The 23,139-nt window shown below is 68.0% G+C and carries 21 protein-coding genes; 13 read left to right on the forward strand and 8 right to left on the reverse strand.

Annotated elements, in window-relative coordinates; all coding sequences use genetic code 11:
• Positions 1-19: 19 nt before the first annotated feature.
• Positions 20-1,249: a molybdopterin molybdotransferase MoeA gene (gene moeA / locus G6N09_RS10560; protein WP_083022630.1), complete on the reverse strand. Its 1,230-nt coding sequence runs from the start codon at positions 1,247-1,249 to the stop codon at positions 20-22.
• Between the two features lie 14 nt (positions 1,250-1,263).
• Positions 1,264-2,187: an SDR family NAD(P)-dependent oxidoreductase gene (locus tag G6N09_RS10565; RefSeq protein ID WP_083022631.1), complete on the reverse strand. Its 924-nt coding sequence runs from the start codon at positions 2,185-2,187 to the stop codon at positions 1,264-1,266.
• Positions 2,188-2,282: 95 nt separating this feature from the next.
• On the opposite strand from G6N09_RS10565, the gene G6N09_RS10570 reads away from it, so the two are divergent.
• Positions 2,283-2,819 (forward strand): PH domain-containing protein, encoded by a 537-nt coding sequence (locus tag G6N09_RS10570; protein WP_234806889.1) that lies wholly within the window; start codon positions 2,283-2,285, stop codon positions 2,817-2,819.
• Positions 2,820-2,863: 44 nt separating this feature from the next.
• Positions 2,864-4,312 carry a PH domain-containing protein gene (locus G6N09_RS10575; RefSeq protein ID WP_083022800.1) on the forward strand — a complete coding sequence of 483 codons (1,449 nt, stop codon included), beginning with the start codon at positions 2,864-2,866 and terminating at the stop codon, positions 4,310-4,312.
• A 17-nt stretch (positions 4,313-4,329) separates the two neighbouring features.
• Here G6N09_RS10575 and G6N09_RS10580 read toward each other — a convergent pair whose 3' ends face one another.
• Positions 4,330-6,021 (reverse strand): DEAD/DEAH box helicase, encoded by a 1,692-nt coding sequence (locus tag G6N09_RS10580; RefSeq protein ID WP_083022632.1) that lies wholly within the window; start codon positions 6,019-6,021, stop codon positions 4,330-4,332.
• A gap of 55 nt (positions 6,022-6,076) precedes the next feature.
• On the opposite strand from G6N09_RS10580, the gene G6N09_RS10585 reads away from it, so the two are divergent.
• Positions 6,077-6,778 (forward strand): M24 family metallopeptidase, encoded by a 702-nt coding sequence (locus tag G6N09_RS10585; RefSeq protein ID WP_083022633.1) that lies wholly within the window; start codon positions 6,077-6,079, stop codon positions 6,776-6,778.
• 7 nt (positions 6,779-6,785) lie between these two features.
• Here G6N09_RS10585 and G6N09_RS10590 read toward each other — a convergent pair whose 3' ends face one another.
• Positions 6,786-7,697, reverse strand: a complete 912-nt coding sequence (locus G6N09_RS10590; RefSeq protein WP_083022634.1) for an SDR family NAD(P)-dependent oxidoreductase — start codon at positions 7,695-7,697, stop codon at positions 6,786-6,788.
• A 100-nt stretch (positions 7,698-7,797) separates the two neighbouring features.
• Here G6N09_RS10590 and G6N09_RS10595 point away from each other — a divergent pair, with 100 nt between their 5' ends.
• The 3 genes from G6N09_RS10595 (at position 7,798) to G6N09_RS10605 (ending at position 11,646) form a co-directional block, all read left to right on the forward strand.
• On the forward strand, positions 7,798-8,352 hold the full coding sequence (locus G6N09_RS10595; RefSeq protein ID WP_083022635.1) for a TetR/AcrR family transcriptional regulator: 555 nt from the start codon (positions 7,798-7,800) through the stop codon (positions 8,350-8,352).
• A 199-nt stretch (positions 8,353-8,551) separates the two neighbouring features.
• Entirely contained in the window at positions 8,552-10,177 is a 1,626-nt protein-coding gene (gene groL / locus G6N09_RS10600; RefSeq protein ID WP_083022636.1) for a chaperonin GroEL, read from the forward strand.
• Positions 10,178-10,308: 131 nt separating this feature from the next.
• Complete coding sequence (locus tag G6N09_RS10605; RefSeq protein ID WP_083022637.1) at positions 10,309-11,646, forward strand: bifunctional adenosylcobinamide kinase/adenosylcobinamide-phosphate guanylyltransferase; 1,338 nt, start codon at positions 10,309-10,311, stop codon at positions 11,644-11,646.
• Here G6N09_RS10605 and G6N09_RS10610 read toward each other — a convergent pair.
• The gene (locus G6N09_RS10610) at positions 11,633-12,019 is read right to left on the reverse strand and encodes a pyridoxamine 5'-phosphate oxidase family protein (protein ID WP_083022638.1); all 387 of its coding nucleotides are present in this window, start codon (positions 12,017-12,019) and stop codon (positions 11,633-11,635) included. The two genes, G6N09_RS10605 and G6N09_RS10610, sit on opposite strands and share 14 nt — an antisense overlap.
• Before the next feature lie 60 nt (positions 12,020-12,079).
• Here G6N09_RS10610 and G6N09_RS10615 point away from each other — a divergent pair, with 60 nt between their 5' ends.
• Positions 12,080-13,096 carry an aldo/keto reductase family protein gene (locus G6N09_RS10615; protein WP_083022639.1) on the forward strand — a complete coding sequence of 339 codons (1,017 nt, stop codon included), beginning with the start codon at positions 12,080-12,082 and terminating at the stop codon, positions 13,094-13,096.
• A gap of 4 nt (positions 13,097-13,100) precedes the next feature.
• Here G6N09_RS10615 and G6N09_RS10620 read toward each other — a convergent pair whose 3' ends face one another.
• Positions 13,101-13,913 carry a class I SAM-dependent methyltransferase gene (locus tag G6N09_RS10620; protein WP_083022640.1) on the reverse strand — a complete coding sequence of 271 codons (813 nt, stop codon included), beginning with the start codon at positions 13,911-13,913 and terminating at the stop codon, positions 13,101-13,103.
• A 25-nt stretch (positions 13,914-13,938) separates the two neighbouring features.
• The gene (locus tag G6N09_RS10625; RefSeq protein ID WP_083022641.1) at positions 13,939-15,663 is read right to left on the reverse strand and encodes an N-acyl-D-amino-acid deacylase family protein; all 1,725 of its coding nucleotides are present in this window, start codon (positions 15,661-15,663) and stop codon (positions 13,939-13,941) included.
• Positions 15,664-15,708: 45 nt separating this feature from the next.
• Between G6N09_RS10625 and G6N09_RS10630 the strand changes: the two genes are divergently transcribed.
• Genes G6N09_RS10630 through G6N09_RS10645 form a run of 4 tightly spaced genes read left to right on the forward strand, consistent with a single transcriptional unit; the run spans position 15,709 to position 19,034 of the window.
• Positions 15,709-16,086: a VOC family protein gene (locus G6N09_RS10630; protein ID WP_083022801.1), complete on the forward strand. Its 378-nt coding sequence runs from the start codon at positions 15,709-15,711 to the stop codon at positions 16,084-16,086.
• Between the two features lie 10 nt (positions 16,087-16,096).
• Positions 16,097-16,630, forward strand: coding sequence for a mycothiol transferase (locus G6N09_RS10635; protein WP_083022642.1), 534 nt, complete (start codon positions 16,097-16,099; stop codon positions 16,628-16,630).
• A gap of 53 nt (positions 16,631-16,683) precedes the next feature.
• Positions 16,684-18,204, forward strand: a complete 1,521-nt coding sequence (locus tag G6N09_RS10640; protein ID WP_083022643.1) for an aldehyde dehydrogenase family protein — start codon at positions 16,684-16,686, stop codon at positions 18,202-18,204.
• The gene (locus G6N09_RS10645) at positions 18,204-19,034 is read left to right on the forward strand and encodes a hypothetical protein (RefSeq protein WP_083022644.1); all 831 of its coding nucleotides are present in this window, start codon (positions 18,204-18,206) and stop codon (positions 19,032-19,034) included. Before G6N09_RS10640 ends, G6N09_RS10645 begins: the two co-directional genes overlap by 1 nt.
• 39 nt (positions 19,035-19,073) lie before the next feature.
• On the opposite strand, the gene G6N09_RS10650 is transcribed toward G6N09_RS10645, so the two are convergent.
• The gene (locus G6N09_RS10650) at positions 19,074-21,116 is read right to left on the reverse strand and encodes a prolyl oligopeptidase family serine peptidase (protein ID WP_083022645.1); all 2,043 of its coding nucleotides are present in this window, start codon (positions 21,114-21,116) and stop codon (positions 19,074-19,076) included.
• A gap of 65 nt (positions 21,117-21,181) precedes the next feature.
• On the opposite strand from G6N09_RS10650, the gene adh reads away from it, so the two are divergent.
• Both adh and G6N09_RS10660 read left to right on the forward strand, forming a co-directional pair.
• Positions 21,182-22,705, forward strand: a complete 1,524-nt coding sequence (gene adh, locus G6N09_RS10655) for an aldehyde dehydrogenase (RefSeq protein WP_083022646.1) — start codon at positions 21,182-21,184, stop codon at positions 22,703-22,705.
• Positions 22,705-23,121, forward strand: a complete 417-nt coding sequence (locus G6N09_RS10660; protein WP_083022647.1) for a DUF779 domain-containing protein — start codon at positions 22,705-22,707, stop codon at positions 23,119-23,121. Before adh ends, G6N09_RS10660 begins: the two co-directional genes overlap by 1 nt.
• Positions 23,122-23,139: the final 18 nt, after the last annotated feature.

Here is a 23,139-nt window from a genome sequence, read left to right on the forward strand (position 1 = left end):
ATCTTAGAAGCTGGCGTGTTCACGTGGTGAGGTCCCAGACCTCCACCGGAGTGCCCACCGGCAGTTCGGTCACCTCGGCGGCGATGTCGAGCAGGCAGTTCGCGCAAGCCAGGTAACGCAGATGGTGCGAGGCCGGCGGTCCGTAGTTGGTGACGGTCCCCGTCTCGGGGTCGAGCAGGCCACGGCGGAACTGGCGCTTGCCGGCCGGGGAGACCAGCTTCTCGCGCAGAGTTGCGGTGCGGCGCGGCCGATCCGGGTTGGGCAGGTGCATTGCGCGGCGCAGCGCGGGTCGCACGAACACCTCGAAGGACACCTGCGCACTCACCGGATTGCCCGGCAGTGTGACGATGGCGCAATCGGACCCGGGTGCACCGATCTTCCCGATGCCCTGCGGCATCCCCGGCTGCATCGCCACTTTGACGAAGTGCACGCCCTGGCCGCCGTCGCGGCCGAAGACGTCCTTGACCACCTCGTAGGCGCCCGCGCTCACTCCGCCGCTGGTGATCACCAGGTCCACCGCCCCGTCGCGCACCCCGTAGCGGTCGAGCACCCCGATGAACTCAGCGGTGTCGTCGGCGACCGTCACCGCGGCCACCACCTCGGCGCCGGCCTCGCGTGCCGCTTCCGACAGCATCACACCGTTGGACTCATAGATTTGCCCGGGCGCCAGCGGCGTGCCCGCGGTGACCAGTTCGGAACCGGTGGAGATCACCAGAACCCGCTGCCGGGGCTGCACCGTCAGCTCGGCCAGACCCAGCGCCGAGGCGAGGCCGGCCGCCGGTGCGGTCACGACCTGCCCGGTCCACAGCACCGTGGTGCCCGCGGCGACGTCGCCCCCGGCGCGGCGGATATGGCGGCCCGGCGTGGTGGGGGCATTGATGCGCACCACCTCGGCCCCGCCGTCGGTGTCCTCGACCGGAATCACGGCATCGGCGCCATCCGGAAAGGGGGCGCCCGTCATGATGCGGTGCGCGGTACCCGGCTTCAGCGTGGGGATATCAGTGCGTCCGGCGGGAATGTCCTCGGGCACAGGCAGTGTCACCGGATGGTCCGGCGCGGCGCCGGACACGTCGTCGGCCACCACGGCGTAGCCGTCCATCGCCGAATTGTCGAAGACCGGCAGCGAGATCGGCGCGACCACGTCCGCCGACAGGACCAGACCCGTGGCATCGGACAACGCCAAGGTGGCTGGCGGCCGCGCTCGAATCAGGTCGGTGACGGCCCGCTGATGCTCTTCGACGGATCGCATGCGCACAGTCTGACCTAGACGGGGAAGGTGATCGCGGTGAGTTCCTCAGATACCGCCCACAGTCGCCGTTGCAGCTCGGCGTCGTGCGCCTGTCTGCTCGCCTCCACCAGCTTGGGTTGTCCGCGCTGCTCGCCGATTCCGCTGGGCCCGTAGTACTGGCCCCCGAGCACCTCGGGGTCGGTGGCCGCACGCAGGATCGGCAGGGCACCCATCGCGGCGCTTTGCACCATCAACGGCGACAGCAGCCGGTCGGCGGGACGCAGAAACGGCGGCAGGTGGCGGGTCAACTCGGTGTGCGCCGTGCCTGGATGGGCGGCCACGGCGATGGTCGACGAGTCGTGGGCCGCCAGCCGGCGTTGCAGCTCGTAGGTGAACATCAGGTTGGCCAGTTTCGACTGCCCGTAGGCGGCAATCCGGTTGTAGCCGTTCTCCCACTGCAGGTCGTCGAAATGGATCGCCGCCATGATCCGGTGCGCCATGCTGCTGACTGTCACCACCCGTGCGCCCGCTACCTGCATCAGCCGCGGCAGCAGCAGGCCGGTCAGGGCGAAATGCCCCAGATGGTTGGTGCCGAACTGCAGCTCGAATCCGTCGACGGTGGTCTGCTTGGGCGTGTACATGACGCCCGCGTTGTTGATCAGCAGATCGATGCGGGGGTAGGCGGTGCCGAGCTTCTCGGCAGCTTCGCGGACCGAAGCCAGCGAACTCAGGTCGAGTTCCTGCACCACGACGGTCGCGTGCGGGTACTCGGCGGTGATCCGGTCGGCCGCGGCGGCGCCCTTGTCGAGGTCGCGGACCGCCAACACCACCGCCGCGCCGTGCCGGGCCAACCCGGCAGCGGTGTGATAGCCGATTCCGGTGTTGGAGCCGGTGATTACCGCGGTGCGTCCGGTCTGGTCGGGGACGTTCTCTGCGGTCCAGGTGTCCCGATTGCCCATGTGACAAACGATACTCAGGTGACGCGGCGTTGGCTGTGTTCGCTTTCCGCCCGTTGCCGATGCGGCCCGGCGCCCGCCCTGACATCCTCTCCTACATGGCCCAGCACCAAGACCAGCCCAGCGAGTTCATGTTGATCGAACCCGCCAACCGTCCCAGTTCCCGCGCGCCGCTGGTCTGGGCCATGGTCGGCGCGATGCCATGGCTGATGCTGGCGGTGCTGCAGTTGATCTGGGCCATGGCTGACGAACAGGTAGCCGAGGCGACCGTGCGCTACCCACAGTGGCTGCATACCGCGGCCCTGGTGGTCACCGCGCTGGGCCTGCTGGTGTCGGTCGTGATCGCCCCGCTGTGGCGCTACCGAGTGCACCGGTGGGACCTGAGCGACCGGGCGGTCTACACCCGCACCGGCTGGTTGGTGCAGGAACGCCGGATCGCGCCGCTGTCGCGGGTGCAGACAGTCGATACCTACCGGGGGCCGTTGGACCGGCTGCTGGGCCTGGCCAATGTGCGGGTGACGACCGCGTCGTCAGCGGGCGCGGTGCACATCGTTGCCCTCGATGCCTCGGTCGCCGACTGGGTGGTCGAGCAGCTGACCGACATCGCCTCGCTCGGAGCCGGAGACGCCACGTGAGCACCGTCTCCGATGAATCCACCTGGCAGCGCTTGAGCCCGCGGATGCTGTTGGTACATCCGCTGCACGAGTTGCTGCGCGAGCTGCCTTTGCTGATCGCGGTGGTGGTGTTCGGCTCGGCGACCGACAATCAACTCTGGGTGCTGCCGCTGGTCGGGGTGATCGCCGTGGTGGGTGTGACGCGCTGGTTCACCACGGGCTACCGGATCGAGTCCGACCCCGAAGCCGGCCTTGTCCAGCTGCGTTCAGGCTTGGTGCGTCGCAAGGTGCTTTCGGTGCCGCGGAATCGAATTCGCTCAGTGGAGACCGACGCGCGGCCGTTGCACCGACTCCTGGGTCTGACCGTGCTCCGCGTCAGCACCGGCCAGCATGCGGCCGGAGACGGGGCATTCGAACTGAACGCGGTCGAGAGCGCACAGGTGCCCCAGCTGCGGGCGATGCTGTTGGCCCACACGGGGCAGGCCGACTCCGACGCAGGATCGGCGCCCGCGCCCACGACGGTACTGGCGCGGTGGCATCCGTCGTGGCTGCGGTACAGCCCCCTGAGCTTGTCCGGGCTGGTGATGGTTGGCGCCGCGGTGGGGGCACTGTTTCAGAGCGGAGTCTGGGCGGCGCTGCAGGATTCACCGGTGAGCAGGAACTGGATCATCACCGCAGAACAGTTCGGCCTTCAGCAGAGTGCGGTACTGATCGCCGCCGTGCTCTGGGTGGTCTCGATGGTGCTGGCGGTGCTGCGGTCCCTGCTGACGTACGGGAACCTGGTGCTGGCGCGCAGATCTGGCGTGGCGGGGGATGTGCTGGCGCTGAGCTACGGGCTGCTTCGGGTCCGCCACTACAACTACGACATGCGCCGCTTGCGTGGCGGAACGTTGCGTCGGCCGTTGCTGGTTCGGCTTTTCGGCGGCGCCCGGCTGGATGCGGCGATGACCGGAATCACCGGCGAAGGAGAGTCTTCGATCCTGCTGCCGCCCTGCCCGCGGGCAACCGCGGAGGAGGTGTTGACCGGGTTGGTCGACAATCCTGTGGCGGTCACCGGGCCGCTGCGCAAGCACGGACCGGCGGCAGTGCGCCGGCGCTGGACCCGGGCGATGATGGGACCGGTGGCTCTGGGTGTGGGGCTTGCTGTCGCGGCGGCCTCAGGCGGCGTTCCCCCGTGGTGCTGGGCGCTGTGGGTGGCTCTCATGCTGGGCGCGGCGGCGCTGGCCGCAGACCGGGCCCGGGTCCTCGGTCATCGCGTCGATGAGCACTGGCTGTCGGCGCGCACCGGCAGTTGGGAACAGCGCCGCTATTGCATCGCCACCGCGGGAATCGTTGGGTGGACTGTCCGTCAGAGCTGGTTTCAGCGCCGGGCGGGGCTGGCCACCCTGATCGCGGCCACCGCCGCGGGCGTCAAGGCCTACCGGGTGGTCGACGTGCCCCAGGAGTGGGCGTGGTCGGTGATCGCGCAGGCATCGCCGTGGCTGGCCGACAGCGCGTGGGCGCACCAGGACTGAACGCTCTAGGGCGTGGCCTACAGCTGCCGGATGGCCACGATCCGCGCCCGCAGCTGATCCGAGGTCGCTGCCGCCACCGGCGGGCCGCCGCAGATCCGGCGCAACTCGTTGTGAATCCAGCCGTGTGGTTTGCCGAGTCGGTGATGCGCCGCCGACACCAACGCATTGAGCTCGTGGCGTAGCGCGCGCAATTGACCGTGCGTGGTCGTCGGCGCTGGAGCCCCACCGGCGGCGGCCACTTTCGACCTGCGGTCCAGCTGCTCCTCCTGGCGCTGCCGGAGCAGGTCACGCATCTGGTTGGCGTCGAGCAGCCCGGGGATGCCGAGGTAATCGGCCTCCTCCTCGCTGCCGGCCGGAGTGGCGGTGCCAAACGAGGCACCGTCGAAGATCACTTGGTCCAGCTCGGCATCGGCGCCCAGTGATTCGAACTTGTTGTCCAGCTCGGAGGGCTCGTCGCGCCGGCGCTGAGCTTCGGCGAACTCGTCCATCTCGGACTCTCGATGGGGTTTGCCCAGGACGTGGTTGCGCTGCTGTTCCATCTCGCTGGCCAGGCCCAGCAGCGAAGGCACCGATGGCAGGAAGATGCTGGCAGTCTCGCCGGGCCGTCGCGACCGCACGAAACGTCCGATTGCCTGAGCGAAGAACAGCGGGGTGGATGCACTGGTGGCATAGACACCGACCGCCAGCCGGGGTACGTCGACGCCCTCGGAGACCATCCGCACCGCCACCAACCAACTGCTGGTAGCCGCGGCGAACTGAGCGATCTTGTCCGAGGCGCTGGGATCATCGGAGAGCACCACGGTGGGTTCCTCGCCGGTGTGCCTTTTCAGCAGCACGGCGTAGGCACGGGCTGCCTTCTGATCGGTGGCGATGATCATGCCGCCGGCGTCGGCCATTCCGCCGTCGCGCAGCTGCCGCAGTCGGGTGTCCGCCGCGGTGATCACCGCCGGCATCCATTGCCCGGCGGGGTCCAGCGCGGTACGCCATGCGCGAGCGGTGTGCTCGGCGGTCAGCGGCTCGCCGAGCCGGGCCGAGTGCTCCTCCCCGGCGCTGTCGCGCCAGCGGGCCTCGCCCGAGTAGGCCATGAACACCACCGGGCGAACCACGCCGTCGGTCAGCGCGTCGGTGTAGCCGTAGCTGTCGTCAGCCACGGAGCGCAAATGGCCGGCCCCGTCGGGCTCATAGTTGACGAACGGGATGGGACTGTCGTCGCTGCGGAACGGGGTGCCGGTCAATGCCAGCCGCCGGGTGGCGTCGTCGAAAGCCTCCCGGATGCCGTCGCCCCAGCTTTTGGCGTCTCCGCCGTGGTGAATCTCATCGAAGATCACCAGTGTCTTGGCGGCCTCGGTGCGGACCCGGTGCCGGGTGGGGTGGCTGGCGACTTGGGCGTAGGTGACCACGACCCCGTGGTATTCCGAGCTGGTCTGCGAGTCGGAGTTGGAGAACCGCGGATCCAGTGCGATCCCGTGTGCTGCGGCGGCGCTGGCCCACTGCACTTTGAGATGTTCGGTAGGCACCACGATGGTGATGCGCTCAACCGTACGATCAGCCAACAGCTCGGCGACGATGCGCAGCGCGAACGTCGTCTTGCCGGCGCCGGGGGTGGCCACCATCAGGAAATCTCGCGGCTTGGCGGTCAGATAGCGCACCAGAGCCCGGCGTTGCCAGCCCCGCAAAGCCCGGGTGCTGGGCGCTGCTTCAGCCCGCACCCGGTCTCCTATCTGATCGAGATCGAGTCTAGGGCAAGCCGATAGCATCGCTGGTGTGTCCACCCCGCGGGAGCCGGAATCCGTGCGCGTCGAGCGACTCCGCGACGCGCAGGCCCAGGCGGGCGCCCTGTTCGACGAGATCGAACGCCGCGGCATGGTCCGTCCCGGAGTCGGTGAGCGCCAGCTCTCCGACGAGATCCGCGATCTGGCCGCCGACATGTTCGGGGTGTCCCGACACTGGCACCGCCGGGTGGTGCGGGCCGGGGAGAACAGCCTGCTGCCGTTTCACGCCGACCCGCCCGACCGGGTGATGGCCGACGACGACATCGCCTACCTGGATCTGGGGCCGATCTTCGAGGAGTGGGAAGCCGACTTCGGTCGCACCTTCGTACTCGGGGACGACACCGACAAGCTGGCGCTACGCGACACTCTGCCCCGGGTGTGGCATGCCGGGCGGGCCTACTTCGAGGCGCACGCCGACATCACCGGGGCGCAGCTGTTCGACCATGTCGTCGACCTGGCCCGGGCTGAGGGCTTCGAGTTCGGTGCCCCGATTGCCGGGCATCTGCTCGGTGAGTTTCCGCACAAGAAGATCTCCGGCGACGACGCCCGGTTCTACGTCGCGCCCGGATCCGACGAGCCGATGCGGCGCACCGACCCCACCGGCAGGGTCTGCCACTGGATCCTGGAGGTCCACCTGGTGAACCGGGCCCGCGGATTCGGCGGCTTCTACGAACAGCTGCTCGACATCGCGTGAGCCCGAATCAGCCCACCGGGTAGACCACCCCGGTCAGCTCCTCGGAGACGGTCCACAGCCGTTTTTGGACTTCGGCGTCGTGGGATTTGCGGCTCGACTGCACTACGACGGGGTAGCCGCGCGTCTGGGCGAATCCGTCGGGCCCGAAGTACTGTCCGCCGAGCACCTGCGGGTCGGTGGCGGCGCGCAGCGTCGGCAGTGCACCCATGGCGGCGTCCTGGAACAGGGGCGCGACCACGGGGTAGGCGGTGGCGGCCCATCCCGGCAGGTGGCGCATCAGCTCGGTGTTGGAGCCGCCGGGGTGCGCGGCGGTGGCAATGGTGGTCGCATGTGGTGCCAGCAGCCGCTGCAGTTCGTAGGTGAACAGCAGGTTGGCGAGTTTGGCTTGCCCATAGGCCTGCACCCGGTTGTAGCGCCGCTCCCACTGCAGGTCGTCGAAATGAATGTCGGCGCGGATGCGATGGCCGATGCTGCTGACCGTCACCACACGCGAGTCGGGGACCGGCAGCAGTCGATCCAGCAGTAGCCCGGTGAAGGCGAAGTGGCCCAGGTGGTTGGTGCCGAACTGCAGTTCAAAGCCGTCCTGCGTCGTCGATTTGGGTGTGTACATCACCCCGGCGTTGTTGATCAACAGATCGATGCGGTGATGATCGGCCCGCAACTGCTCGGCTGCGGCGCGGATCGAGTCCAGTGACGTGAGGTCGAGCTCCTGCAACGACACGTGGGCGCCCGGATTGCGCCTGCTGATCAGGGTGGCGGCGTCCTTGCCTTTGTCGCGATTGCGCACGGCCAGAACCACGTGGGCGCCCCGCGCGGCGAGCGCGGCAGCGGTCTCGTAGCCGAGGCCGGTGTTGGCTCCGGTGATGACGGCGACGCGGCCGGCCTGGTCGGGGATGTCTGCGGTGGTCCACTTGGCCATGGGGTGCTCCTGAGCGGTAGGGTAAGCGGGGCGATCGCTCCGGTTAACCGAGACTATACGGAACGTGCGCCCCGTTTTGTCAACCGATAGGGGCTGTCTAGTGGCTGAGCAGGCACGTCCGTTACGCGCCGACGCGGCGCGTAACCGCGCCCGTGTGCTGGAAGTCGCCTACGAGACGTTTGCCTCCGAGGGTCTGTCGGTGCCCATCGATGAGATCGCCCGGCGCGCCGGCGTCGGGGCCGGGACCATCTACCGTCACTTTCCGACCAAAGAGGAGCTGTTTCGTGCGGTGGTCCAGGACCACATCCGGCGCCTGATCGACGGGGGCTACGCCCTGCTGGAGTCCGACGGTCCCGGTGAGGCGCTCTTCGGTTTTCTGCGCACGATGGTGAGGTGGGGGGCGAAGGACCGCGGGGTGGTCGAGGCGCTTGCCGGACTCGGCATCGACGTCGGGCAGGAGGCGGAGGAGGCATTTCTCGCCCTGCTCGGGGAGCTGCTGCGGTCCGCTCAGGATGCGGGCACCGCACGTCGTGACATCGGCACGCGCGAAGTGAAGTCACTCCTGGTCGGCTGTCAGGCGATGGAGTCCTACCATCCGGAGTCGGCGGAGCGGGTGACCGACGTCGTCATCGACGGTTTACGCGCTCCGAGATAGGGGCTGAGCTTCACCGTCCCGACCTTGCACTCTCCATGGGCGAGTGCTAAAAATGACGTTGGCACTCGCGACCAGTGAGTGCTAGGTCGGGACGGTGAGGCAGGGGCCGCACCTGCGGAGCACACCCACAGCCGTCCGTCGCGGGCACTGAACCCGACCAACAAGACGTGCACCCCCTAACCGGAGGAAACACTTCGCAATGGCTAAGCAAATTGCGTACGACGAAGAGGCCCGTCGCGGCCTCGAGCGGGGCCTGAACGCCCTCGCCGACGCCGTCAAGGTGACGCTGGGCCCCAAGGGCCGCAACGTCGTCCTGGAGAAGAAGTGGGGCGCCCCCACGATCACCAACGATGGTGTGTCCATCGCCAAGGAGATCGAGCTGGAGGACCCGTACGAGAAGATCGGCGCTGAGCTGGTCAAAGAGGTCGCCAAGAAGACCGACGACGTCGCGGGTGACGGCACCACCACCGCCACCGTGCTGGCCCAGGCCCTGGTCAAGGAAGGGCTGCGCAACGTAGCCGCCGGCGCCAACCCGCTGGGTCTGAAGCGCGGCATCGAGAAGGCCGTCGCAAAGATCACCGAAGGCCTGCTCGCCACGGCCAAGGCGATCGAGACCAAGGACCAGATCGCGGCCACGGCCGGTATCTCCGCTGGCGACCAGACCATCGGTGACCTGATCGCCGAGGCCATGGACAAGGTGGGCAACGAGGGTGTCATCACCGTCGAGGAGTCCAACACCTTCGGCCTGCAGCTCGAGCTCACCGAGGGCATGCGCTTCGACAAGGGCTACATCTCGGGCTACTTCGTCACTGACGCCGAGCGTCAGGAAGCCGTCCTGGAGGACCCCTACATCCTGCTGGTCAGCTCGAAGATCTCGACGGTCAAGGACCTGCTGCCCTTGCTGGAGAAGGTCATCCAGTCCGGCAAGCCGCTGCTGATCATCGCCGAGGACGTCGAGGGCGAGGCCCTGTCGACCCTGGTCGTGAACAAGATCCGCGGCACCTTCAAGTCGGTGGCCGTCAAGGCCCCGGGCTTCGGTGACCGTCGCAAGGCGATGCTGCAGGACATGGCGATCCTCACCGGTGGCCAGGTCATCAGCGAAGAGGTCGGCCTGTCGCTGGAGAGCGCCGACGTCGCCCTGCTGGGCACCGCCCGCAAGGTCGTCATCACCAAGGACGAGACCACCATCGTCGAGGGCTCGGGTGACTCCGACGCCATCGCCGGTCGGGTGGCCCAGATCCGCGCCGAGATCGAGAACAGCGACTCCGACTACGACCGCGAGAAGCTGCAGGAGCGCCTGGCCAAGCTGGCCGGCGGTGTTGCGGTGATCAAGGCCGGGGCTGCCACCGAGGTGGAGCTCAAGGAGCGCAAGCACCGCATCGAGGACGCGGTGCGCAACGCCAAGGCCGCCGTGGAGGAGGGCATCGTCGCCGGTGGCGGCGTGGCTCTGCTGCAGGCCGCTCCGTCGCTCGACGAGCTCAAGCTCGAAGGTGACGAGGCCACCGGTGCCAACATCGTGCGCGTCGCGCTGTCGGCTCCGCTGAAGCAGATCGCCTTCAACGCGGGCCTGGAGCCCGGCGTTGTCGCCGAGAAGGTCACCAACTCGCCCTCGGGAACCGGCCTCAACGCCGCGACCGGTGTGTACGAGGACCTGCTCAAGGCCGGCGTTGCCGACCCGGTGAAGGTGACCCGCTCGGCGCTGCAGAACGCGGCGTCCATCGCGGCACTGTTCCTGACCACCGAGGCCGTTGTCGCCGACAAGCCGGAGAAGTCGGCCGCACCCGCGGGCGACCCGACCGGTGGCATGGGCGGCATGGACTTCTAAGAGTCTGAGCACGACAGGGCCCGGTCTGCCTTCGGCAGGCCGGGCCTTCGTCGTCTACGTTGACTCTGCGCACACCGGGCAGAAATGCGAGTGGAGTGTCTGGTCAACGCAGAGTCAACGAGGATGAGTGCATGGAGATCCTGCTGCTGGGCACTGGCAGCGCCGACGGCTGGCCGAATCCGTTCTGCCGCTGCACGTCCTGTACCTCGGCGACCCAGGTTCGAGGCCAGACCGCCGCGCTGGTCGACGGTGTCCTACTGCTGGACTGCGGGCCAGAGGTGCCGCGCGCCGCGATGCGCTTCGGGCGGTCCCTGGCAGGCGTGCGTCACATCCTCTTCACTCACGGCCACCCCGATCACGTCGGCCCGGCCGCGCTGCTGATGCGGCACTGGACCGGGGCGACCGAACCGCTCGACGTGGTCGGCCCGCCCAGCGCGCTCGAGCAGTGTGAACACTGGGTGGGGCCCGACGACCCGGTGCGATTCATCACCGTGCAGTCCGGCGACCGAATCCGACTCGGCGACTACGACGTACGGGTGCTGGCTGCCAACCATGGGGCCGACATCGGCGGCGACGCAGTGCTCTATGACCTGGAATCCGATGGTGGCCGGATTTTCTGGGCCACCGACACCGGCCCGCTCCCCGACGCCACCCACCTCGCCGTGACCGGCGCCGGATACGACGCGGTGTTCCTGGAAGAGACCTTCGGGACCTACGCCGAACATGGCACCGAACACCACGACCTGCTCGAGTTCGCGAACACGGTGGCGCACCTGCGGACCGTCGGCGCCGTCACCGACACCACCGACGTGGTCGCGATACACCTGAGCCACCACAATCCTTCCGAGTCGGAATTGACTGCCGTACTGTCGGATTCAGGTGCTCGACCGGGACGCGACGGTGAGGCGGTGTGCGTGGGTGCAGCAACGAATGCCCCGACCCGGACCCTGGTGCTGGGCGGCGCCCGCTCCGGCAAGTCAGCGCACGCCGAGGCACTGCTGGCCGCCGAGCCGGCCGTGACCTACCTGGCGACCGGCGGAGTTCGCGAGGGTGACCCGGAATGGGCGCAGCGGGTGCGGCTGCACCGGGCCCGGCGCCCGGACTGCTGGCGCACGGTGGAGACCACCGAGGTCGCCGAAGAACTGCGGTCGGCCACCCACGCGCTGCTACTGGACTGCCTGGGCACCTGGCTCACCGCCCGCATGGACCTGCACCACGTCTGGGACGGCGGCGCGCTGGAGCGCGTGCACGCCGATATCGACGAGCTGGTGGCGGCCTGGCGGGCGTGCCCGGCACCTGCGGCGGCGGTGAGCAACGAGGTGGGTAGCGGGGTGGTACCGGCTACCGCGTCGGGGCGACTGTTCCGCGACCTGTTGGGAGTGCTCAACGCGCGGATGGCCGCGGCCTCCGACGACGTGGTGCTGATGGTCGCCGGGCGACCGCTCAAGCTGCCCGTCAGTGCGCCTTGAGTTGCACACAGTCGTGGGCGGTGCCGACCGCTCGCTGTGTCCCGGGTTCGAACATCGGCCGGTGCAGCAGGGCTTTCGTCGGGGTCACCAGCACCGGGACCGCTGGATCCTCAGGGAGCTCGGCCTGGCCGTCGACGAGCAGTGAGTACTGGTCGACGTCGGTGGCCGGCCAGACCAGGGTGACAGCGTTGCGACGGGACAGGTTCTCCCGGCCGTGCGGACCCACCGGCCCGATGTCCAGGCGGTTGCCGTCGAATCGTGGTGTGATCGCGGTGGTGCGGACCCGGTAGTCGTCTCCGACGGTGACCAAGAAGGCGAAGCGGTAACCGCTCAGCAACTCGGCCAGGCGTGGCAGATCGACGGTGGCGGCCATGGTGTCGAGGATAGTTATCCGGCAGGAGACTCGCCGCCGGTTGTGGGCCATGATGGCGCTATGGAATTTCGCTACCTGGGCAACTCCGGCCTGCAGATCTCGGAAATCACCTACGGCAACTGGCTGACCCATGGTTCGCAGGTGGAGAACGACGTCGCCACCGCCTGTGTGCATGCCGCGCTGGATGCCGGGATCACCACGTTCGACACCGCCGACGTCTATGCGAACGGGCGCGCCGAAGAGGTGCTGGGCGCGGCGCTGCAGGGCCGGCGGCGGGAATCGTTGGAGATCTTCACCAAGGTCTACTGGCCGATCGGGCCGGCGCCGTTGGGCCGCAACGACACCGGCCTGTCCCGCAAGCACATGATGGAGGCCATCGACGGGTCACTGCGCAGGCTGGGTACCGACTATGTGGACCTGTATCAAGCGCACCGGTATGACTCCTTCACTCCGCTGGAGGAGACCATGCAGGCCTTCGCTGACATCGTCCGGGCGGGCAAGGCCCTCTACATCGGAGTCAGTGAATGGACTGCTGAACAGATCCGCCAAGCCCACGGCCTGGCCCGCCAGCTCGGCATCTCGCTGATCTCCAACCAGCCGCAGTACTCGATGTTGTGGCGGGTGATCGAGCCTGAGGTGGTGCCGACCTGTCGAGAGCTGGGCTTGAGGCAGATCGTCTGGTCGCCGATGGCCCAGGGCGTGCTGTCGGGCAAGTATCTGCCGGGGCAACCGCCGCCGGCGGGCTCGCGGGCCACCGACGAGAAGGGCGGGGCGAACTTCATCAAACGGTTCATGGCCGACGACGTCCTGACCCGAGTGCAACAGTTACAGCCCATCGCCGCCGAGCTGGGTCTCACCACGGCACAGTTGGCGATCGCCTGGGTGCTGCAGAACGACAACGTCGCCGCCGCGCTGGTCGGGGCATCACGCCCGGAGCAGGTCACCGAGAACGTCAAAGCCGCCGGTGTTCAGATCCCCGACGAGCTGCTGGCCCGCGTCGATCAGGTGCTGGGCGACGCGGTGACCAGCGACGCCGAACTGGTCGCCCGGTCCACCCCGCCGAAGCGGCTGATCTGAGGCGTCACACCCGGCACAGGATCTGGCTGTGCGGGATCATCAAGTAGCCGTCGGGGTGCTCGGCCCAGCTTTGCCAGGCAAGTGAAATTGCCTGCAGCTTGGCCTGATCGGCGGCCCCGCTGACCAGCAGCTGTTCGGCGATCGCGGATTGCAGGATCCGGTCGGCCCACATCCCGCCCCAGTGCTCCCGATCCGCCGGGGTGGCAAAACACGATGCGCTCGCGGTCGGGGTGATGTCGGTGAAGCCGGCCGCGTGGGCCCACGCCAGCAGGTGCCGGCCCGCGTCGGGCTCGCCGCCGTTGGCCCGTGCGGCGTCGCGGTAGAGCCGCAGCCAGTCCTCCAACTCCGCCGACGCCGGGTACCAGGTGAATGCCGCGTAGTCGCTGTCGCGTGCGGCGACCACGCCCCCGGGCCTGCACACCCGTCGCATCTCGGACAGCGCGGTCACCGGGTCGGCAACGTGCTGCAACACCTGATGGGCGTGGACGACGTCAAAACTGTTGTCGGGGAACTGCAGTGCGTGCACGTCGGCGACCACGAAGTCGATGTTGCGCTGCCCGCGCTGCGCGGCGCAGTCGCGAGCCAGGTCCAGCGCCTCGGGGACGGGTTCGATGGCGGTCACCTGGCCGGGCGCGACGAGAGCGGCCAGGTCCGCGGTGATGGTTCCCGGGCCGCAGCCGACATCCAGCAACCGCAGGCCAGGTTTCAGCTCCGGCAACAGGTAGGCGGCGGAGTTCTGTGCCGTGCGAGCACGGTGGGCGCGCAGCACCGATTCGTGATGGCCGTGGGTGTATTTGGGCTCCGAAGGCTCGGTCACATCTGCGAACGGTACTCCGGTGATTTCAGGCCGGCGCGGATCGGCGGCCGCGCACCAGCTTGCCCGGCCGGGCCGCGGTGGGCTTGCCGTTCTCGGCGATCACCTCGCCGGCGACGATCGTCGCGACGTAACCGTCGGCGGTCTGATCCAGGCGGCGTCCACCGGCGGGCAGGTCATAGGTGACCACCGGCTTATGTAGGCGCAGGTTCTGGTGATCGATGACGTTGAGGTCGGCTTTGTAGCCGACCGCGAGGCGGCCCCGGTCACCGAGCCCGGCGACGTTGGCCGGAGTAGAGGTGAGTTCACGCACCGCCGCTTCGATGCTGAGGCGGCCGGATGCGCGATCACGGGCCCAGTGGGTCAGCACGTAGGTGGGAAAGCTGGAGTCGCAGATCATTCCGTAGTGCGCTCCGCCGTCGCCCAGGCCCAGCACCACATCATCGCGGCGCATCAGCGTGCTGACGGTGTCCAGCGAGTTGTTCTCGAAGTTGGCCAGGGCATCGAGCATGATCGCGTGGCCGTCGTCATCGAGCAGCCGATCGTAGGCCTCCTCGGCCGGCGATACCCCGCGTGCCCGGGCGCGTGCCGCGATGCTCTGTGCTGGATCCGGCTCATAGTCGGGCTCATCGCCGAGGGGGAAGGTCCAGTCCCAGGACTGGGCCAGGTAGGCCAGCGGGTTGGTCGGGACGATGGTGGGCTGGTCAGCCAGAATCCGTTGCCGTACCTCGGGTCTACGCATCTCGGCGACCCGCTCCGCCAGCGGCAGGCGGGCGATCTCGTGATAGCTCGGGTACAGCACGAACGGGTGGATGCTCAGGTCCAGGCCGACCATGAGTCCGATGGGGCGGGGAAAGATCTGAGCGGTGATCGTGGCGCCAGAGCCGTTGGCGGCCTCCACCATGGCCATGGCGTCGCGCCACAGTGGCGCACCGGCGTTGCCGATCAGCAGGCTGAAGGTGACGGGCAGGCCGGCCAGGGTGGCCGCGTCGAACACCTGCTGCAGGACGGGTTGATAGGCGCCGTCGGGCAGATCGGGCACGAACTGGATCAGGCCGCCGCCGCCCTCGGCCAGGCCACGGCTGATCGCGAGGATCTCGGCGTAGGAGGCGTCGTAGCTGGGGATCTGGGAGCCGGTCTTGGTGCGGTGGGTCATCAGCCGTGACGAGGAGAACCCCAGTGCCCCGGCTTGGACGGCCTCCTGGGCCAGCCGACGCATCTGCGCCAAATCTGCGGGTGTGGCCGGCTCGCGGTCCGCGCCGCGCTGGCCCATCACGTAGACGCGCAGCGGCGAATGCGGCAACAACGCCGCCACGTCGATATCCCGATGCCGTTTGTCGACGGCGTCCATGAACTGTGGGAAGGTCTCCCAGGTCCATGGCAGCCCGTCCGTCATCACCACGCCGGGGATGTCTTCGACGCCGGCCATCAGGTCCACCAGTACGTCGTGGTCGTCGAGGCGGCACGGCGCGAAGCCCACGCCGCAATTGCCCATCAGCGCGGTCGTCACGCCATGCGCCGAGGAAGGGTTGAGCCGGTCAGACCAGATGGACTGGCCGTCGTAGTGGGTGTGCAGGTCTACAAAACCCGGTGTGACCAGCAGTCCGGTCGCATCGATCACGTGGCGTGCGCCGCCGGACACCGCGCCGATCTCGGTGATCACCCCGTCGCGGATCGCGACGTCGCCGACATACGGCCGGCCACCCAGACCGTCGACGATCGTGCCGTTGCGGACCACGAGGTCGAGGCTCATCTGGACAATCTACGACCCGTCGGTGCCGCGTGCCAGGATGATGGCGTGATCGATCACTTCGGCATTAACTGCACTGACTACGCCAGTTCACAGGAGTTTTACGACGCGATCCTGGCGGTCCTGGGCTACACACGGCAGATGGATGTCGGCCCGGCCACCGGCTACGGCACCGAGGGCAAGCCGACGTTTTGGATCGCCGACGCTGCAGCGGGTGATGCCTCGGGCGCCAACCGGGAAGTGCACATCGCTTTCAGCGCCGCCGACCGTGCGCAGGTGCAGGAGTTCTACGACACCGCGCTGCGGCTGGGCGCGGAGTCGCTGCATGCCCCGCGGCTGTGGCCGGAGTACCACCCCGGATATTTCGGCGCGTTCGTGCGCGATCCGGATGGCAACAACGTCGAGGCGGTCTGCCACCAGGCGTAGCGTCGCCCCTATGACGGGCAACGAGAGCGCTGCAGTCGCCGCGTTGCGGGTGCTGCTGGCAGATGCGTTCACTCGGCTGATCGAACACGTCGACCAGCTCACCGACGGGCTCACCGACGCTGTCGCAGAGTATCGGCCGACGGCACAGGCCAACAGCATCGCCTGGCTGCTCTGGCACAGCGCCCGGGTGCAGGACATCCAGATCGCGCAGATCGCCGGTGTCGAGCAGGTGTGGACACGCGACGGCTGGGTGGACCGGTTCGGCCTGGACCTGCCGGCGCAGGACAGCGGCTACGGCCATGGGCCAGACGATGTCGCCAAGGTCAAAGCCCCGCCGCAGCTGCTTGCCGGGTATTACCGCGACGTGCATCAGTTCACGCTGGGCTACCTCGACGGTGTCACCGCGCAGGAGCTGGCCCGGGTGGTCGACACCCAGTGGGATCCACCGGTCACGGCGGGTGTGCGGGTGGTCAGCATTCTCGACGACTGCGCCCAACACCTGGGGCAGGCCGGGTACCTGCGCGGTATCGTGCCAGTGACTTGACACCTGTCGAGGCCCGGTGCGATCCGCGTCACAGACCGGGTTAGCATGGCGCCATGACCGCCACCAATTCAGTCGCCAGCTTCACCGGCACCGGAACCGTGTTCAGCCCCGCCACCGGGGAGACTGCCGGTGAGGTGCGCTGGACCGATTCTTCCGACGTCGCCACGATTGCGGCCGGGCTGCGCACCGCCCAGCGCGAGTGGGAGCACCGCGGTGCCAAGGGCCGGGCCAAGGCCCTGGCACGTTTCGCGGTGTGGCTCGGCGACAACCGGGACGAGATCGAGAAGCTGCTGATCGCCGAGACCGGCAAATCCAGCACTGACGCCGCCCAAGAAGTCCCACTGTTGATCATGATCCTGTCGTACGTGATCAAGGTGATGGAGAAGGCGGTCGCCCCGGAGACCCGGCCGGCGTCGACGCCGGTGTTGAAGGTCAAGAAGATCACCATCCACTACCGGCCGCGGCCGGTAGTCGGCGTGATCGCGCCGTGGAACTACCCGGTGGCCAATGCCTTGATGGATGCGATCGGCGCATTGGCGGCCGGGTGCGCCGTCTTGCTCAAGCCGTCCGAGCAGACCCCGCTGACCGCTGAGCTGTTGCGCCAGGGCTGGCTGGCCTCGGGCGCACCGGATGTGTTCGCGGTGGTGCAGGGCGCCCGCGAGGTGGCCGAAGCGGTGATCGACAACTCCGACTACGTGCAGTTCACGGGTTCCACCGCTACCGGGCGCAAGGTCGCCGAGCGGGCCGCGAGCCGGCTGGTGCCGGTCAGCCTGGAACTGGGCGGCAAGGACCCGATGATCGTGTGCGAAGACGCCGATGTCGACCTGGCCGCGCATGCCGCGGTCTGGGGCGCGATGTTCAACGCCGGGCAGACCTGCGTGTCGGTCGAGCGGGTCTATGTCCTCGAACCCGTCTACGACAAGTTCGTCGCCGCGGTCGTCCGCGATGTCGAGGCCCTGCAGATGGGCGTCGGCGAAGGCAAGCACTTCGGTGCCCTGATCAGCGACCAGCAGCTGGCGATCGCCGAGCGGCACGTGAAGGAGGCGGTGGCCGCCGGAGCGCGGGCATTGACCGGTGGAGAACGCGCGAGCGGTCCCGGCAGCTTCTTTGCGCCCACCGTGCTGGTCGATGTGGATCACTCGATGGCCTGCATGACCGAGGAGACCTTCGGCCCGACCCTGCCGATCATGAAGGTTGCCAGTGTCGAAGAGGCGATTCGCCTCGCCAACGACAGCGTCTACGGGCTGAGCGCATCGGTGTTCTCCCGCGATGTGGCGCGCGCCAAAGACATCGCACTGCAGCTGGACTGCGGGGCGGTCAACGTCAACGACGTGATCTCCAACCTGATGTGCACCACGGCTCCGATGGGCGGGTGGAAGACGTCGGGTATCGGGGCGCGTTTCGGCGGCGAGGACGGCATCCGCAAGTTCTGCAAGCAGGAGACTGTCGTGGTGCCGCGCACGAATGTCGGCGCCGGCGGTAACTACTACCACAACTCACTGGCCACACTGGCTCGCACCAACCGGTTGCTCACCCGCATCGTGTTGGCGCGACCGCGACGCACCGCGAAATAGTGCGCGTCTTCTCGGCGGCGCTGTTCTGGCTGCTGGCCACCGTGACATTTGCGGTGGCGCTGCCGACGGCGTGGGCGCAGACCAACCTCATCGATGCCGACGGTTACGCGCGCCTGGCGTCCCATGCCGCGACTCAACCGGCCTTGCAGGACGCGGTCGCCGCTGAGCTGAGCGCCCAGACGGTGCTGTTGATCCGGGCCAGTGGTTTCAGCATCGACCCGTCGGAGGTGCGGGCGGCGGCCCGTTCCTTCACCACCGGGCCGTCCTTTCCGGCACAGTTCGTTCGGGTCAACCGGGACGGGCACGCCTGGCTGCTCAATGTCGGCGATCCGGGTCCCTGGGAGATCGACGTGATCCCGATGCTGCGCGACGACGCGTTCGCGCAACTGCTGGCCGACTACCCGATCACGTTGCCCGCCTCGCTGACGATCCCCCTGACCTCGACGTCGACGGAGGTCATGCGCCCCGGCGGTCTGCACCGGCTGTCGGTGTGGGGGCCGCTGCTCAGCGTCGTGCTGGGTGCGATGGCCGGCCTGTGTGCGATCCTGACGCTGGTCGCGGCCCGCCACCGCGGTAGGGCACTGGCGAGCCTGGGTGTGTCGGCCCTGCTGGTGGGTGCGATCGGCTGGTCGGGGATCGAAGTGGCGCGGCGCCTCCTCAGCCAGGTGCTCAGTCAGGCCACCGGCGATGTCCGCCGGATCGCTGATGCCCTCGTGGACGTGGCCGAAGACAGCTTGCACCAATGGCTGGGCGTGACCCTGGCAGCCGGGGCGGTGCTGGTGGTGGTGGGAGTCGGCGTCGCGGTGCTGGGTGGACTGCGCAAGTCCTGACTGCCCGGCGCTACACCCACGGCCGGCACTGCGGCGTTCTCAGCGCGCAGTGCCCAGCATCCGCCACAGGAACGAGAAACTCAGCGCGGACTTGAACGCCGCCTGCGCGTTGTCGGCCGCCCCGCCGTGCCCGCCCTCGATGTTCTCGTAGTAGGCGACGCGGTGTCCAGCGTCCTGAAGCGCCGCAGTCATCTTGCGGGCATGGCCCGGATGTACGCGGTCATCACGGGTGGACGTGGTGATCAGAACCGGCGGGTACGCCGCGTCGGCCGAAATATTCTGATACGGCGAGTATTTGCTGATGAATTCCCATTCCTCGGGGTCGTCCGGATCGCCGTATTCGGCGACCCAGGAAGCCCCGGCCAACAGCAGGTGGTAGCGCCGCATGTCCAGTAGCGGCACCTGGCACACCAGCGCCCCGAACAGCTGCGGATACGCGGTCAGCATGATGCCCATCAGCAGGCCGCCGTTACTGCCTCCCACCGCGCCGAGCTGATCCACGGTGGTGATGCCGCGCTCCACCAGATCGGTTGCCACCGCGGCGAAGTCCTCGGCCACCAGGTGTCGGCCGGCGCGCATGGCCTGGGTGTGCCAGCTCGGACCGTATTCGCCGCCGCCGCGGATGTTGGCCAGCACGTAGGTTCCGCCGCGCGCCAGCCACAATCGGCCCAGCACGCCGTCGTAGCCGGGTGTGCGCGCCACCTCGAAGCCGCCGTAGCCGCCCAGCAGCGTCGCGCCGGTGGCGTTTGCCGGGCGCACCACGAAGTAGGGGATCGCGATGCCGTCTTGAGAAGTGGCGAAGTACTGGTTGACCGCCAGGCCTTCAGCGTCGAAGAATGCCGGTGCAGACTTGATCTCGGTCAGGGGACCGCCCACCGGCCCATGTAGCAGTCGAGACGGCCGGTCGAATCCGCTGGAGTCCAGGAAGATCTCGTCCCCGGTGTCGTCGGCGGCCGCGATCACGGTGTTGGTGTTTTCCGGTACTTCGGCAACGGGCCGGCACTGCCAGTCGCCAGGCCTGACGATCTCGACCCGGCTGGCCACGTCGTGCAGGGTGACCAGGACCAGTTGATCGCGAGTCCACGCGTAGTGATGAAGCGCGGTGTGGTTGTCCGGTTCGAAGACAACGGTGCACTGCGCGGTGCCGGCGAGGAACTCGTCGTAGTCGGCGGCCAACAGCGAGCCGGCCCGGTAGGACGCGGTGCCGGTGTCCCAGTCGGTACGCAGGTCGATCAGAATCCATTGCCGGTGCACCGACACCGAGGCGTCGGTGGGCGCGTCGATGCGGATCAGCTCTTGCTGGCCGGGGAGGCCGCGCAATTCATAGACTTCGTCGTTGAAGAAGTCGATCGCCCGTGACACCAAGGTGCGCTCGAATCCGGGGGTGCGGTCGCGACCTGCGGCAACCACCACATCGGAGGCGGATCCGGTGAACACCGTCTCCGCCTGTGCCAGGTCCTGGCCTCGGCGCCAGCGCTTCACCATCCGGGGATATCCGGATTCGGTCAGGGACTCAGGCCCGAAGTCGGTGCCCACCAGAACGGTGTCGTGGTCTTCCCAGCTGATCCGCGTCTTGGCCTCGGGAAGCTCGAAGCCCTGCCGGTCAGGCGCGACGAATTCTCTTGTTGCCATGTCGAATTCGCGAACCACCACGGCGTCCGATCCGCCCCGGGACAGCGATATCAGGGCGCGGCTGTGGTCCGGTTCGATGACGTTGGCGCCACCCCACACCCAGTTCTCTCCGTCGGCGCGTCCCACCGCGTCGAGGTCGATCACCACATCCCACTGCGGACTGTCGGTGCGGTAACTGTCCAACGTGGTGCGCCGCCACAGCCCACGCGGATTGGTGGCATCACGCCAGAAGTTGTAGAGGTACTCACCGCGGCGTCGCACGTACGGGATGCGGGCGTCGGTGTCGAGCACTTCGCGAGCGGCGGCGCGCATGGCTTCGAACTCGTCGCCGGCGAACTCGTCGACCGTCGGGGTGTTGTGGGCGCGCACCCAGTCCAGCGCCCGCTCGCCGGTGACATCCTCGAGCCACAGGTACGGATCCTCGACGTCATGAGCAGGCTGCGCGGGCATGGAAACCATTGTGACCGTGACGGTAATGTGAGGTGCGTAACACCCACGGCTAAGGAGCAGCATCGATGACCGTTTTCGCACGTCCGGGTTCCGCAGGCGCACTGATGAGCTACGAATCCCGCTACGGCAATTTCATCGGGGGCCAGTGGGTGGCGCCGGTCGGTGGAGAGTATTTCGAGAACACCACACCGGTCACCGGTGAGCCGTTCTGCGAGATCCCCCGCTCCACCGCGGCCGACATCGACCTGGCGCTCGACGCCGCGCATGCCGCCGCCCCGGCGTGGGGCAAGGCCTCGCCGGCGGACCGCGCGGATGTGCTCAGCAAGATCGCCGACCGGATCGACGCGCACCGCGAGGCGCTTGCGGTCGCCGAGGTGTGGGACAACGGCAAGCCGATCCGGGAGACGTTGGCCGCCGACATCCCGCTGGCCGCCGACCACTTCCGTTATTTCGCGGCCGCGATCCGCACCCAGGAGGGTGCGCTGAGCCAGCTCGACGACGACACCGTCGCCTACCACTTCCACGAGCCGTTGGGCGTGGTCGGCCAGATCATCCCGTGGAACTTCCCGCTGCTGATGGCCGCCTGGAAGTTGGCGCCCGCCCTGGCCGCCGGCAATGCGGTGGTACTCAAGCCGGCCGAGCAGACCCCCGCCTCGATCCTGTTCCTGATGAGCCTGATCGGCGACCTGCTGCCGCCGGGAGTCGTCAACGTGGTCAATGGATTCGGCGTCGAGGCAGGCAAGCCGCTGGCGACCAGCAACCGGATCGCCAAGATCGGCTTCACCGGCGAGACCACCACCGGGCGGCTGATCATGCAGTACGCCAGCCAGAACCTGATCCCGGTCACCCTGGAATTGGGCGGCAAGAGCCCCAACATCTTCTTCGCCGACGTGCTTGCGGCCAACGATGACTTCCAGGACAAGGCGCTCGAAGGGTTCGCCGGGTTCGCCCTCAACCAGGGCGAGGTGTGCACCTGCCCGTCACGCTCGTTGCTGCAGGCCCCCATCTACGACGAGTTCCTGGAGCTGGCCGCCATCCGCACCAAGGCGATCCGCCAAGGTGACCCGCTGGACAGCACCACGATGATCGGTGCCCAGGCCTCCAACGATCAGCTGGAGAAGATCCTGTCCTACATCGAGATCGGCAAGGGGGAGGGCGCGAAGGTCGTCACCGGCGGTGAGCGCGCCGAGCTCGGCGGCGAGCTGTCCGGCGGCTACTACGTGCAGCCCACGATCTTCGCCGGGCACAACAAGATGCGGGTGTTCCAGGAGGAGATCTTCGGGCCGGTGGTGTCGGTGACCTCGTTCACCGACTACGCCGAGGCGATCGCTATCGCCAACGACACCCTCTACGGCCTTGCCGCCGGCGTCTGGAGCCGCGACGGCAACACCGCCTATCGGGCCGGACGCGACATCCAGGCCGGACGGGTCTGGGTCAACTGCTATCACGCCTATCCCGCCCACGCGGCGTTCGGCGGCTACAAGCAGTCCGGCATCGGCCGGGAGAACCACAAGATGGTGCTCGACCACTACCAGCACACCAAGAACCTGCTGGTGTCCTACTCCCAGACGGCGAACGGCTTGTTCTGATGGCGGCACCGGCGCGGGTGCTGATCACCGACGCCGCCACCGACCTGGTGACCCGGCTGGTGGCACGTCACGGTCCGGTGATGTTCCACCAGTCCGGAGGCTGCTGCGACGGTTCGGCACCGATGTGTTACCCCGACGGGGACTTCATCATCGGTGAGCACGACGTGCTGCTCGGTGTCCTGCACCTGGACAACGGGGGCGCCGGTATCGACGTGCCGGTCTGGATCTCCGGTCCGCAGTTCGCCGCCTGGAAACACACCCAGGTGATCATCGACGTGGTTCCCGGTCGCGGCGCCGGTTTCAGCCTGGAGGCACCCGAGGGCTTGCGGTTCCTGACCCGGGGCCGGGCCTTCACCGCAGCCGAGAACACGGAGCTGGAAACAATCCCGGTGATCACCGGGTCGCTGCCACGCTGACCACTTAGATCGCCGTAA

The sequence above is a fragment of the Mycolicibacter minnesotensis genome, assembly GCF_010731755.1.
In the GTDB taxonomy this organism is placed as follows: domain Bacteria; phylum Actinomycetota; class Actinomycetes; order Mycobacteriales; family Mycobacteriaceae; genus Mycobacterium; species Mycobacterium minnesotense.